Consider the following 12,346-nt stretch of genomic DNA (forward strand, 5'->3'; position numbering starts at 1 on the left):
AAATTCGGTATACTTTTAGACATAGGTAGGGTTCTCCTTTCTCTAAGATTTTTGGCCAAATCAGAGAATACCCTACCTTTTTCTTTTGGTCTAGCCAAATGCTTGACACAAAATTTTATACATCATCTTCATAAAAGTATATTTACAATATTTATTAACTTATGTATATATAATTTTCAAAACATAAAAATAGACATAAGCAACTTATTTGAAAAACTTGTTGCCTATGTCTGATTCGATCATGCGCATTGACCTTCCTTAATTATTTGCGCAAACAATTGGTGGAATTTTTCCCAGCGCTCTCGGAAAATAGGACGAAATCGCTCATCTCTCGATAAATATAACCACCCTTCAATCTGGAATAAGATTTGCTGTTTGACATCCTCCGTAAGCTGACTGGCCGAGAATCGATCAGATCTGTCAATTTTTTCTCCGCTGTTATAAAAGATAACCAGTCATTTTTTTACAATTATATCCTGTGTAATAAAAAATGAGTGTCTATTGTCTTAGACACCCATTCTTATTACAATATATATCCAGTCCAATTATATCGGCTTCTCTGTCGTCACATACGTTCCGGCAATAAAGTCATGAATCGATCGTTTATCTTCGCGCGCCGCTACCATAATTGCGCTAATAATCAACCCGATGCCAAGCGTGATGACATAAACGAGGCTGCCGACAACGGAACGTAAAAACATCGTCCCGATTCCGACCTTCCCGCCATTGACTTTGGCGATGCGAATGCCTAACAGCTTTTTCCCTACTGTATATCCAGACCAAACCGCTGGCACTACTAAAGCGTAAACAATGTTTGCCAATGAAGTAAACCAGTTTTCCTCCCAGCTGTGCGTAATCAAATACCCGATCAACGTAATAGGAATACCGACAATGATACCATCTAATAAATTAGCCGCTAACCGCTTCCAAAAGCCCGCTGGGTTTCTCACCATAATATGTCATCCCCCTGTCTTTATGTTCATTACTATAATGTATTCATTCCCAACTAATCCGATTCATGGAAGTGGGCTTTTCTCCATCATACTTAATCATCGTCTTATTGGCAACAGTGATTTACCATAATTTTGCCACCACCACCGAAAGATCATCCGGAAACGCCCTTTTTTCTTTAAACTGGTTATGAATGTATTTTATCATTGTTTTGCCGTCTAAATGAATATGTGGCTTTAGTTGTTCGCGAAACTTTTCGATATTTGTACAAACCGAACGATCGGCTCCTTCGATCGCTCCGTCTGAATACAGCACTAGTGTTGCTCCCGGTTCGTAATAGAGCTTGCCGGTTTCGACGTAAAGATGCGGCAATAGTCCAATCGGCGCACACCCCTGATCCAGTTTCTCCACCAAACCGTTTCGTTGAAATAAAAACCCAGGAGGGTGCCCTGCCGAAGCGTACTCAATAAATCTTTCCTTCGTATTTACGAGCACATAAATAGCTGTAAAGTAATACATCATTCGTCCATTTTCATGATACAGCCGCCGCATATGTTTATTTAATTCCTGAAATACTTCTTGCGGATCAATACCTTTGCGAATCACTCCGTTTAGCAAAGAGCGGACCGACATACAAATAAGCGATGCGGCTGTTCCTTGTCCCATGACATCCATTAAAAAAATTCCATATCGCTCTTCATCAATTCGGTACCAGGCGTACATATCGCCACCTAATTCCCGCGAAGGAATATACGTCCCATAAATATTAATACGGTTAGCCGTCAACGGTTTGCTTAGCACACGTTTTTGCACTTCCCGCGCCAGCTTTAAATCTTCCTTTACAGTGACTGCCGCTTTTTTATTCTTCCACATGTTGGTAAGCAAAAAAAGATAAAAAATAATCTTTCCTTCGCGGTTGCGAATGGCTGTAACGGTCGTTTGCTGAACATAGGCCTTTCCGTTTTTCCGCCGCCACCGCATCTTTCCTGCCCACTTTCCTTTTTCGGTTATCGTTTTCTTCATGGTGCTGTAAAACCGCTCATCATAATAGCCGGCACACAACACATGAAACGACTCACCGATGATATCCGTTCCATATCCTGTCATGTTCGTAAAAGCGGGATTAATCAATTGAATCACTAACTGTGCGTCAGTAATCAATAGCGCCTGATACGTATATTCGTATACTTTTTCCGCCAGCAACAGTTGCTCGTCCATTTTTTTTATTTTAGTAATATCGGTAATAATCCCGCTTATCATCGCTACATTCCCGTCTTCATCGAAAACGGGAAACGTTTGCTCGAGAACCCAGCGGACCGTCCGGTCTTGCTGATGGATAATGCGGTATTCCTGCTCAACGCTCCCCCCATTCCAAAGAACGGACTGCGTTTTCTCCTGCTTTTCCTTGTCTTCCGGGTGAACTACTTTTTTCCATAGCTCTTCATCTTGATAGAAAGCTTCAGGCGGAAGCCCGCACATCTTTTCACAGGATGCGGAAATAAAAATAAACCGCCTTTCTGTCAAAGTCGCGAGCCAATACACTTGATCCGCCTTATTGCAAAGCACGTTTCGCTCTTCGAGAAGCTGCAGTAATTCCTTTAATGTAAAATCTTTTTCCTTCATTTTTTCTCGAAACTTGCCAATCATATATCGTCATTCTCCGCGAAAATAATGTATTGCCTCTTTTTCTGTTTTAAACAGTTTAATAAAAGAAGAAAATTTAACAATATGGAAAATTTCCTGAAGGGACCCTTGAACACCAGCAACGACCAGCTCTTTTTGCCGCTTTCTCGCCGTCATCACCCCATCGGCAATAATGCCGAGGCCCGCGCTATTAATATATTTCACTTGCTCCATATTTAATATAAGATAGTCGGCTGGCTCTTCGATCAGCTCTGCCATCGCTTTGCGAAACTGTTCAGTATTGTTTAATGTAATGTCTTCGTTCCAAGTGAAAACATGAATGGTTCCATGTTTCGTTCTCATATTCTATTCCTCCAACCGTCGCTCATTTTTCTTGCATTTGCACATATAAAACAAAACGTGATTCCCTTTTTGCTTGACGTAAACGTGGTCAACAATATGAGTAATCAACTGTAATCCTCTGCCGCGCGAGCTTTTATTGACTTCATCCTCTCTTTTGATAGCAAATTTCTTCCCGCGTTGTTTCACAACAATAATTAAATGTTGCCTTTCCCTTTTCCAAATTACTTTAAAAGGCAATTGATTAGTTTTTTGACAATATTCATACGCATTGGTGCATGCTTCCTCGGTCGCCAATCGGAGAAATAGGCAATCATGCGGGGAAAAACCCATGCCGCTTGCTATCTGTTCCGTAATGTCCATCGCCTTCATAATGTCGGCATCTTTCGTGACCGAAATATTTTTGATCACTACTCCATTTTTCATCTTCATTCCTCTTATTTTTGTATGCTAAATGATACATTTGTCTACAAAAATATAGCATGTTTCATCCTAGAGAAAAACAGCTTGAAATATTATTTCTCCGTATTATTTACGCATTATAACAACGAAAGATGTAGTTCTTATGTACTATAACCATTATAATATAAACTTTATTCCATTCCAATTTCCTGTATAGAAAAACTTTTCCATATAAAAAAAAGGAACATCATTTCATCGAACTTGTACTGAATGATGTTCCTAGTTGATTTTCTTTCCGATGGTTTAGCTGATAAACGAGAGCAATGAGCTGCGAGCGATCGTTCACTCCAATTTTTTGGAAAATATTTGTAATATGGTTTTTCACGGTATGAATGCTAATAAATAGCCGATCGGCGATTTCACGGTTGCTGCACCCTTGAACCAATAAACTTAGTACATCCATCTCCCGAGCGGTTAAATGTTCCGTAAGCACGTCGATATTCAATTCCTGCTTTGGCATATGATCGTAGCTTTGTTTCATCATCATCGTACCCATGCCTATGAGGGCAGTTACATACGCTTCTGCTTCTTTTGTATCTTCTAAATGTTTCATATGTACAGACATTACTCCATGCAGCTGTTCGTGAACAAAAAACGGAATCTCCATTATTATTCCTAGTTTTGTTTCCCGCAATGTCGGTATATAATTGTTCGCCCACTTACCCTCTGTCTCGAAGTAGCGATGACAAACATCTTGGTAATATTCTGTAATTTGCCTTTCAGGAACCGTCCCATTGTGAACTTTAATGTTTCTTTTCTGATCCTTTAGCACCGTAAATACAAAATTACCATAAGCCAGTTCTGCTACAAAATCGGTCATCATCCGCAAAATTTCCTCATTGTTTTTCACTACATTCATCGCACGGCCTATTTCTATGAGCATCGATAGCCTCATGAAATGGCGGTCCATTTTGATATAAGTCGACTCACATGTTGTATATAAGCTCCAATACTTGACCATGATGGAACCAATCGAAACTACGGCTTTTGGCAACGAACTGGTTGTTTCGCTGCCAATCACAATCCATCCTTCTATTGCCTCATCCCGTAAAATCGGGTAAGCCAAAACAACTTTAGGTCTAATTCCGTGTGTGACAAAAAAGGAAAAGCGCGGATCAAGTGCCGCATTTTCAAAACAAGCGACACTAGGCAGATATGGAGAGTCTGACAGCGGTGGGAAAGCAGCTTTAATTGGTTTTCCACACATCTGCTCTGCTTTCTCACCGACGGCGTTGGCAATCATCCACTCGCGGTCCCGTTGCTGTATGTACAACAAAAAGTCGATATGATCGTCTATTCTTTGCAACAGATGTAAAAAATCGCCTACATTTAGAGAAGACTGCTGTGCGCGTTCGGCTGCCGAATCCAGCAAACGAAAATAGCGTTCGTATTGTTGTTTTTGCCTGTCGCTGTGAATTAACTCGCTGCATACTAATGACATTTTTTCAATATCATGAAGCTTTTGTTCCACCGCCGATATTGGTTGCTCTGTCGCACGTTCAATCACCGGAATCCATGCTTCAGAATTAGAAAGCTCTCTGACGACCAGCTTCGTCTTTTCCTCAATAAACGCTCCTGCCCAAATCCAATACTCCACTTTCTGTTGCACAAACACCGGGGCAATGATCGCTTTAACTCCCCAATATCCTGTCTGAACAATCATCGGACGCTGCCATTGCGCACCGTCATCTGGAACGTAGATGAAAGGATACGGTTTTTCCGATTCCCCCGGAGAAAACAACAGAAGCTCTGCCAATTCTGTAACATTAGAAACTTTCGTGACCGGCCGACGCTGCAAATCAAACATAATGATGCTTAGCCCGGTCAGCGCTGCATACGCATCTTGAACGCATTGCAAAATGTTTATGTTCAATTCCCCCTCAACTCGCTTACGTTTTTATCTTTATATCCTTATTTATTATTGACGGACAAGCATAAATAAGTCAAGTTTAGGAAATAGAAGATAAGTTTTACATACGATGAATCCGAAAACGTCAAGATGAGATTACCACGAAAGATTCATCTAGCAATTTTTCTTTTTTAGTCATCCTAGCGAAACATGGGTAACGCAAACATGGCAACAAAAGACGATGTCACTGATCTTCCGGCCATAAAACTGGCGATGCTGGAAGCCTCGGAAAAAATCAATGAAATCGTTAGCGGACAAGAACGGCGAGATAAAATTTTAGAAACCCTTTCCCTTCGCTCGTTGGAGCAAGAAAGCGAACTGCGTGCGCTTAAGCGGATGAAGTAGTACAGGGATAGAACTCTCCAAAAACTACCATAAAATAACAAAGCAGGCGCCTTATGCGGTGCCTGCTTCCTCTTTTTGTACGAGTTTTTCTACACACTCCACATGCGTAGACTGCTAATTATAGAAAAGAACATTTTAAAGCCAACGAAAGCTAACTTTCTATATTTCCTAGCTATCATGCTTTACTATTTTGTAAGTTCTGTTTCTATCGGTTTCGTTTTGACGTCATGAGGAAGGTTTTCCATAATAATAGTAATTTTCTCGTATTCACCTTCTCTTAGAACGCTTTTGTCGCCTTTCATTAAATAGGTGTAGACACCAATAGCAATAAATAATCCGAAAGTCCAAGCATTATCCCAGAGAAAGCGAAGGCCTGGAATTAATAAGCCTAGTACAGGGATGGCTACACCGATCACAAGAGCATAAACTCCGTTTTTATTAAAACCGGTAGTGTAATTGTAACGACCGTTAGGTTCATATAACTCTTTAAGATCCAATTGTTTCCGGCGAACAAGCCAGTAGTCTGCGATAGCAATGCCATCAATCGGACCTAGTAAAGCAGCATATGTTCCGAGCCAACCAAATATATAATTCCCAAAATTAGACATAATATACCATGGCTGCAACAAAATAGCAAACAGCCCGGTAATAAGAACACCAATTCCAAACGTAATTCGTTTCGGGTATAAATTCTCAACAGCACGGGCAGGAGCTACAATGTTAGCCCCAATGTTAATAGTTAGGGAAGAAATAACAATTACAATTGTTCCTAAAAGAATAACAAATGGCGGGAACTTGGCAAGTAGTTGTACAGGATCCCAAATCGCTTGGCCGAAAATTACGACAGTCGCTGATGTAACTGCTATTCCAATGAAAGAAAAGATGGTCATCGTGATTGGGAGAGAGAAGCTTTGAGCAACCATTTGCGATTTCTGACTTTTAGCGTAACGACAAAAGTCAGGAATATTCAAAGCAAGTGTAGCCCAGAAACCGATAACACCTGTTAAGGCTGGAAAAAATACTTTTAAAAATTCCCCAGTGGTTTTGAATTTAGATGGCTGCTCTAAAATAGGTCCCCAACCTCCCGCGTGAGTGAACGCCCAGATGAGGAGAATAATGGAAGAGATGCCCACTACAGGAGCAGCAATGGAGCTTAGTCTTTTAATTGCTTCGGGGCCTTTATAAGCAACCCCTACATTCAGAGCCCAAAAGAAAGCAAATACGATGGCCGTATGTCCGGGCAAGTTTCTCCAAGCAGGGAATGAGGCTGCTAACAATGTATCAATCGCACCTGTTCCAATCCACGTATTAATCCCGAACCATCCAGCGGCTACAATCGCGCGGGCCAAAGCCGGAATATGCGCTCCTTTATCTCCGAACCAAAGCCGTGCAAAAACAGGATACGGAATTCCGAATTTTGTGCCAGCATGTGAATTTAATAAAATCGGGATGAGGACAATAACATTGCCGAGAAAAATAGTTCCAACTGCTTGCCACCAGTTCATGCCTAGAGCAATCATGCCGCTGGCCATGGTGTAGGAAGGGATGCATAAACACATACCAATCCACAAAGTAGCAAAGTTTAGTCCTTTCCACGAATGTTCCTCGAGGGTTGTCGGTCGCAAATCATCATTCCACAACTCACTTCCACTCAACTTTTTAGTCACTTCTTCTGTTAGAATTACAATGCCATTTTGCTCAATCTGCGTTTTCATCAAGAACCCCCCTTTTTTATGGGCTTAACATTTGAAGTTTCATGTATGCTTCAGGACGACAATCTCGATAACTTACCGTGCATTGCACACTTCTCAAATGACTCGCTTATCCATTTCTCCGATGATAACTACGCTTTGGCGTTATGAATACTAACTTTATTGTATAGAATCAAAAAACCTCATTCATTGGACAAAATGTAAAATTATTTATATACTTTTTTATATATTTTGTATATTCAAAAGATTCTTATGTTAAAATCATAATTATTGAACGAGAGAACACTCTCTAAAATATTGTTTTTCTTTGAATTTCTTCGATTTTCACAAGGATACATCCAGAATGGACTCAGAAATCAGTATAGATCTTGAATATATTTAAGCTCCATCGCCCCCTATCACTCCAATTTTTTTAAAAGAAAAGAACGATTTTTTTCCTGGCACACAAAAAACCTGGCACGTTCGTATCGTGCCAGGTTTCTATATTCGCTACTCATGGTTCCATTGGCTTTTTCTTTATCAATGTTGCGATTTGATGCTTGATACTCTGCTTTCCTTTTTATGATCTCGCATGTATACAAGGAATAACGAACTTGCAAACCATATAATTAGACCAAAAATAAAACTCCCCCACCAATTGTGTGTAAATTGTAGGGAAAATAACACCGCTAATACACAAATGAAACAACCGATCATTCCATAAACAGATCCTTGCGCTGTTTTTGCTGCTTCTTTAGATCCGTTCTTCGTGCCAACCATCATCACGGCAACGACCATAACAGCTGGGAATGCCGCGAAAATCCCCCCGATAACTTTCCATGGCAACAGTTTTGCCGTTACATAACTTAGTACAACTGCAGAGCCGCCAAATAAAAAACGGAAAAATAAATCACGTCCGTCCATAAAAATCACCTTAACTTAGAAATATCTTGAAATAAAAGCATAAGCAATGGAAACAAGAAACCATCCAGCTAGCGATTGTGCAAGCCCGCGTTTCCAACCTTGCTTAGTACAAAGATAAACGACCGCTATTGCACACATAATATTCATGAACATCCCGACAACTGCCCCTTGGGATAGAACAAGCGACTTTTCCACTAGCTCACCGCCTTTTACATCTAAGCGAAGTGTCAATAATGCCGCGAAAAATACAGCAGGAAAGGCCGCAAAAATTCCTCCGATTTTTGATCCTAATTTTCTTGAGATAATGGTAGAAGCGACGACCGCGCCTCCGCCTAATAAAAATCGAATAACAATTCCATTCATCGATAATATCTCCAAGATAGATTCATCCTTTCTTTGGCGACCAATCTAGTGGAATAAATATTATTTTTGTATATTTGTTTGTGAATATTTTCACGTATATATTGTAAACGATGATAGTACAAACATTTGTGAACTTTTATTTAATTTTTTGATTGTAACGCTTACACTTCCAAAGCTGTAACAAATATTTGAATAAAACCACTCACTATGTAAAAGAGTGCCGTACTTTCGAAATTTCCGGAATCGTACAGGGACAAAAGCGGAAATAAAACATAAATAAATAATACAGTGACGATAATTTGATCGGGAGTGAAATGTAATGAAAAGGATTGACCATGAGAAAATGAAGAAGATACGTGCTAAATTTAAGCATGATCTTCAAACTTGCCATGTCGATAAAACAAATGATAAGCCGCAAATCGATTCTGCTTTTGAACCTGTGCATACTTCTGAATCTAGTTTTGCGGATGAAATAAGTCATATGCTTGCCAAAGAGGATATTGATGAAACCAATCGTACTGATGATACGGACCAATACGGAAAAATATGTTCTATGACTATAAAAAGCCCATTCTCCACGTTTGTAGAAATTGACGATTTTCTTCATCCTCCTGTCTTTGGCGGTACAGTTCAACATACATCTGAATTTCTTGACCTAAACAATAGACAAATTCCCCAATTAGACACAAAACTGTTTTATACGACAACTTATTATCCTGAACAGCCTTATTGTTGTTTAGTTTCCTCTAAAATTCACGAAATTATATTTTTCACTGACACTGTTCACACTTATGGCACGAAGAACAAAAAAAATCATTATAAATCCATAGTGGTTCCTGTACATGACTCGCTATTTACAAAAACAAAAGAAACAAATAATCGATCTTGTACTTCTCACGATTTCATACAAATTAGAGTTCCAGTCGTAGTCGGGGAGTACGAAATAGAAATATGTTTAGAAGAAGATGTTGTGTTTGAAGAAGAGATTATGAAAGTGAACGAAATCTCTAAGGAGGTCGTACTGACAAATTGCAAATTCGTACCTACTCAATTTTCGCCATCATTCGATAATGGGACATGTACAGCATTAAAGGGAAATTTATTTATAGAAGGATATATACATCAAAATATTAAGTATACTGCAATTTACAATAGAAATGAGGGTTCTACACAAAAAGAACCAGTAGCTCATTTACGCCAATTACGCCAAAAAATTGTATTGGATTTAATCATTCATTTACTACAAGTACAACAAGTTCGAGTCAGTTATGATGGCAAAGGGATCTAGAAGATCATCGAATATATTTAAAAAAAATCCTCTCCTTTTTTAAAAATGGGAAAAATAGCTATTATATACACCCTTACTTTAAAATGAATGTTGAATATTGTATTAGCGTAGAGCTTGAGAAAAGCTCAAAAAAATAATAATAAGGAGAGGATTTTTGATGAGTAATGGGCAATTTTGCAATAAATCGAATAAACAACCGATTTCCCCTGCTTGTCCAGTAGAAGCGGCACAACAATCACGTTTTGCCGATGAAGCTACTCCGCTAGTCACTACACCAGGTCTTACACCAACTCTTAAAGTTCCGGTTGTACTAGCAGAGAGAACCATTCAAGTTGTTTTAGAGGCAGATATTCCGCTTAATCCGCCAGCAACTGAAATTAAGAGAGTGACAAAGAATGTATTTCTAGAACAAGTGAAACTGATACCTGTTAGATTTGTGCGCATTGGCAACACGGACTTCTTTAGAGTCACAAGAGCTAAATTATTTGTATCAGGATTCATTCGCAAAGATATTGAATATGCTTCCACTGCATGTAATGGAGCACTTGTAGATAGAATTGCGGATATTGCGTTTTCTGGTTTTACAGAACTTGAAGAGGGTGATTTCCTCACTTTCCCAATTATAGGTATTTCAGCAGACAGCAAAGCTTTCTTCCTCAACGAGAAAAACGACTTAGTTCCTCGCTTAGATAAATATTTCTTCCAAAATCTTGTCAAATATAATGAACAACCATACGGCGAGTTAATAGGCGCGAATTTCTACGAACTTGATTTTTCGCCAATTCATGTAAGCCCTGAGGGAGAGTTTAGCACGTTGCGCGAAAAAATCGTAATGGACCTTACTGTAAAAGTATTACAAGTCCAACAAATGCAAGTTGCAGCTACACAAGTCACTCCTGCTTTCCCTGAAGGTACTGTTGATTGCTAACAAGCCTTTTACTAGCTAGCCATTTCGATTTTTGCAAAATCTGAACAACTCTTCGAAATAAGGCCAAAAATCGCAAAAACATCCTGTGAAGTAGAGTGTAGCGCAGGAAGACGTTCCATGCAGCTTGCGTTAATATGCTAAGCTATTCGTGAGACAAGGAAGCTTCTTTCTATTGGTACATCTATTCTATCGAAGGAATGCTTCCTTGTCTCTTTTTCTATCGATTCTATTTTTCTTTTAATAATTCGTTTCGAGTGTATGTGGCAATGCATGAGATGCTGGCGAGACATTTTACAAACTAAAAAATTAAAACAAATGACAATGAATACGATCTATCCGTCCAAAATGAAGAAACAAAAAAATATATACTATTCAACGATCGCCCCCCAACCGTTCAAGAATACAAATAGTTAGGTTTCTTATATCTTTTGCACCCGTGCTCGTTAGCATGGCTAGCTGGAACATCAATGAACATGATGAATACTAAAATATCTTTTTTCGGCTATCTCATTCTCCGAATATTCAATCGCCTAATTTTGGAAATTCAAACACTTAATCTACAACTCTTGTCTAATCAAACTTATTATCCTGCTCATATACTTTATACTGAAATCAAAAAAATTAAAAGAGGTGAAATATATTGTCAAAACATTGGGAAGAAAAATGTAATGATAACAATAAGCCAAGAGTAAGATGTAATTGTACTAATGGGCAAGCGGTGACGGTACATGGACCTGCAATACAAGGACCTCCGGGACCTCCAGGACCTCCAGGGGCCGGTGCTATCATTCCATATGCATCTGGAGTAACTCCTGTTGTACTGTCTACAACTGCTGTTGCAGGTGTAATAGTTAGTACTGGAGCTATCGTTGGATTCGGAAGTTCTGCGCCAACTACTGATATTAATACAGGAGCACTAACTCTAGGTGTCGGTGTCGGGAACATTCCTGACTTCGCATTTGTGGTTCCTCGTACCGGAACAGTCACATCCATATCTGCATTCTTTAGCGCTACAGTGGGTATAACTTTAGCTGCAGCTGGAACAGTTAGAGCAGAATTATGGAGGGCATCTGCACTAAGCAACACCTTTACTCCAACAGGCGTTTTTGTAGATTTAGCACCAGCCTTCGGCCCTGTAGTTACCGTTGGCAATACTGCAGCTAATACTGCTTCGGCGTCATTACCGGTAGCTGCCGGTGACAAACTACTACTAGTTTTTTCCTTAAGAACATCTGGACCTACTCCAATTAATATCGGTGCTCTTACAGGTTTTGCAAGTGCGGGTGTTGGAATCAGTTAATTTAAATAGCTCGCGACCTAGTCGACACAAAAGGAAAAGTGTCCCAAAAGCGAACGCTATGCGAACACTTTTGGGACATCCTCGACTAACCCCTCCTAAATGCTTCGCATTCTAGAAGGGGAATGCGTCGTGGTTTTTTGTTCAAACAGCCGTTCTAACTAATCCACATCCACCGCCTATATTTCCTCCGCTAGCTCTTTCG

General features: G+C 39.6%; 12 protein-coding genes. 4 read left to right on the forward strand and 8 right to left on the reverse strand.

Annotated elements, in window-relative coordinates:
• Positions 1-545 precede the first annotated feature (545 nt).
• From AC1WMD_RS17200 to AC1WMD_RS17220, 5 genes are all read right to left on the reverse strand, one after another.
• Positions 546-953 (reverse strand): RDD family protein, encoded by a 408-nt coding sequence (locus AC1WMD_RS17200; protein ID WP_043903488.1) that lies wholly within the window; start codon positions 951-953, stop codon positions 546-548.
• A gap of 121 nt (positions 954-1,074) precedes the next feature.
• Complete coding sequence (locus tag AC1WMD_RS17205) at positions 1,075-2,598, reverse strand: SpoIIE family protein phosphatase (protein ID WP_494258074.1); 1,524 nt, start codon at positions 2,596-2,598, stop codon at positions 1,075-1,077.
• Between the two features lie 6 nt (positions 2,599-2,604).
• Complete coding sequence (locus AC1WMD_RS17210; protein WP_043903486.1) at positions 2,605-2,937, reverse strand: STAS domain-containing protein; 333 nt, start codon at positions 2,935-2,937, stop codon at positions 2,605-2,607.
• Positions 2,938-2,940: 3 nt separating this feature from the next.
• Entirely contained in the window at positions 2,941-3,360 is a 420-nt protein-coding gene (locus AC1WMD_RS17215; RefSeq protein ID WP_494258075.1) for an ATP-binding protein, read from the reverse strand.
• Between the two features lie 223 nt (positions 3,361-3,583).
• Positions 3,584-5,269, reverse strand: coding sequence for a response regulator transcription factor (locus tag AC1WMD_RS17220; protein ID WP_494258076.1), 1,686 nt, complete (start codon positions 5,267-5,269; stop codon positions 3,584-3,586).
• Positions 5,270-5,470: 201 nt separating this feature from the next.
• Here AC1WMD_RS17220 and AC1WMD_RS17225 point away from each other — a divergent pair, with 201 nt between their 5' ends.
• Positions 5,471-5,650 carry a hypothetical protein gene (locus AC1WMD_RS17225; RefSeq protein ID WP_494258077.1) on the forward strand — a complete coding sequence of 60 codons (180 nt, stop codon included), beginning with the start codon at positions 5,471-5,473 and terminating at the stop codon, positions 5,648-5,650.
• A gap of 185 nt (positions 5,651-5,835) precedes the next feature.
• Here AC1WMD_RS17225 and AC1WMD_RS17230 read toward each other — a convergent pair whose 3' ends face one another.
• The 3 genes from AC1WMD_RS17230 to AC1WMD_RS17240 all read right to left on the reverse strand — a co-directional run bounded on the left by AC1WMD_RS17230 (position 5,836) and on the right by AC1WMD_RS17240 (position 8,628).
• Entirely contained in the window at positions 5,836-7,365 is a 1,530-nt protein-coding gene (locus AC1WMD_RS17230; protein ID WP_494258078.1) for an NCS1 family nucleobase:cation symporter-1, read from the reverse strand.
• 516 nt (positions 7,366-7,881) lie between these two features.
• Entirely contained in the window at positions 7,882-8,265 is a 384-nt protein-coding gene (locus AC1WMD_RS17235; protein ID WP_494258079.1) for a DUF3147 family protein, read from the reverse strand.
• A gap of 15 nt (positions 8,266-8,280) precedes the next feature.
• Positions 8,281-8,628: a DUF3147 family protein gene (locus AC1WMD_RS17240; RefSeq protein ID WP_494258080.1), complete on the reverse strand. Its 348-nt coding sequence runs from the start codon at positions 8,626-8,628 to the stop codon at positions 8,281-8,283.
• Positions 8,629-8,947: 319 nt separating this feature from the next.
• On the opposite strand from AC1WMD_RS17240, the gene AC1WMD_RS17245 reads away from it, so the two are divergent.
• The 3 genes from AC1WMD_RS17245 (at position 8,948) to AC1WMD_RS17255 (ending at position 12,144) form a co-directional block, all read left to right on the forward strand.
• Positions 8,948-9,916 (forward strand): BC_2427 family protein, encoded by a 969-nt coding sequence (locus AC1WMD_RS17245; protein WP_494258081.1) that lies wholly within the window; start codon positions 8,948-8,950, stop codon positions 9,914-9,916.
• Between the two features lie 157 nt (positions 9,917-10,073).
• Positions 10,074-10,844, forward strand: coding sequence for a CsxC family protein (locus tag AC1WMD_RS17250; protein WP_494258082.1), 771 nt, complete (start codon positions 10,074-10,076; stop codon positions 10,842-10,844).
• Positions 10,845-11,484: 640 nt separating this feature from the next.
• The gene (locus AC1WMD_RS17255; protein ID WP_494258083.1) at positions 11,485-12,144 is read left to right on the forward strand and encodes an exosporium glycoprotein BclB-related protein; all 660 of its coding nucleotides are present in this window, start codon (positions 11,485-11,487) and stop codon (positions 12,142-12,144) included.
• Positions 12,145-12,346: the final 202 nt, after the last annotated feature.

It is taken from the genome of Parageobacillus sp. NEAU-HV-2 (assembly GCF_059115485.1).